Source organism: Mitsuokella sp. oral taxon 131 str. W9106 (genome assembly GCF_000469545.1).
Classification (GTDB): domain Bacteria; phylum Bacillota; class Negativicutes; order Selenomonadales; family Selenomonadaceae; genus AWVT01.
Genome location: NZ_KI273062.1, coordinates 1 through 1,407 on the forward strand (window position 1 = coordinate 1; position 1,407 = coordinate 1,407).

At 44.3% G+C, this 1,407-nt stretch carries 1 protein-coding gene and 1 pseudogene; both read right to left on the reverse strand.

Going from position 1 to position 1,407, the window contains the following annotated elements:
• Nucleotides 1-95 precede the first annotated feature (95 nt).
• Nucleotides 96-593 carry a DUF2691 family protein gene (locus HMPREF1985_RS11835; RefSeq protein ID WP_081695823.1) on the reverse strand — a complete coding sequence of 166 codons (498 nt, stop codon included), beginning with the start codon at nucleotides 591-593 and terminating at the stop codon, nucleotides 96-98.
• Nucleotides 511-1,407 (reverse strand): annotated as a pseudogene (locus HMPREF1985_RS11615) (hypothetical protein); the annotation flags it as partial. The gene HMPREF1985_RS11835 and the pseudogene HMPREF1985_RS11615, both read right to left, overlap by 83 nt.

Genomic DNA, 1,407 nt, shown 5'->3' on the forward strand with positions numbered 1-1,407 from the left:
GCAGGCATGGAAAGGTTGGGGGAGAGGCCTATACTTTGTTGTCTGTTATATAGTCAAATTCTATTACATGTTCTTAAGTGCTCAGCCGAATATGATTATGGAGCAACTTCTATATTGGAAAAATTTTCTTTTTGGGCATTCACGTATAGCTTGTTAAAGAGATCATAATCATCAGTAGCCATTTCTACATAAATACTATCATTGATTTTGACTATAAGCATGATATTAGTATCTGTATAATTGTTTATATTGTTTTTATTTAACTGAAAGTGCCCTGAAACGATGTAGTAATCAGATTTTTGTATAGTTGAAAAAAATTCTGCGTTTGTTATATAGGATCCCTCACAAAAAAGATTTATGAAATCACTCTCTACTTTCCGCCATATTTGGGTATTAGATACTAGCCAATATCCATTACTGTATCTTTCTAAAGGGGTTAAAATATGATAAAGATATATCCCCCATTTATTAGGGAAATTAAATCTTAACGTGTTTTTCAATATGAGCACCTCAATTTCTTGTAGGATTGCCGGCTTCGTCCCATTCCCAAGTATGTTCGTGTGGTACTTTTGGATGTTGCTTTGGATTCCCATGATTGGTAAAATCTACATCTTTGTAAGCACGACCATCTCCATCATACCATCGCCTCGTAACAAGCGATCCATCATCACTTACCTTGTCCCTAGAAGAGTTAGGTTCTCCTGTTGGTTTAAAGCCTTCCCCATCTTCGGTAGTTGTGTGCTCATCTGAAGGTGGGTATTCTTGGTCAGCTTTCCAATAATAATATTTTTCATATAACCAATCACCTGCCCAATAGGTTATTCCAGCGATTACTATTGCCGCACCTTCTTCGATTATAGTGGCTTCTCCGAATAAGGTGATGAGAGGTATTAGTGCTGCATGATTATTCTTCGTCCCACTCGCCGCCGAAGCCGCACCAGCCGCTGCATTGCCACCGACCACCTTAGCTGCCGCAGCCCCTACAATCGCGCTGACAATCTGCGCGGTGCCGGGATCCTTGATCTTCTTGATCTCGCCGATGATCGCCTCATTGACTCCTGCGCCAATGGCACCAGAAGCAAACCCCGCGCCTGTGATCTGGCTCATGATGCCGCCGATGATGGCATGGACGGTGACTTTTCGGCCGCTTCCGTCGTCGGGGAGGTTATGGGCGAGGCGGAAGGCTTCTTCACCGAAGGCTTTGGCCAGTTCCTGTTGCTCTTCGATTTTTTGCTTGTCAAAGATGTGCCCAAGCTCGTTCAAAGCGTTGTTCGTATCACGACTGGGGGCAGAGATGTCCTGCGTGGGATTCTCGTGAATCTCAATCGTTCCCGGTGCAACGGCAGAAGTTGTCCTGCCGTTCGCATCGCCCTTGGCAGGCATGGAAAGGTTGGGGGAGAGGCCTAT

What these genes read in the sequence shown, in the direction of transcription:
- HMPREF1985_RS11835 (WP_081695823.1), bottom strand. Translation starts at nt 593, where the DNA reads ATGGGAATCCAAAGCAACATCCAAAAGTACCACACGAACATACTTGGG.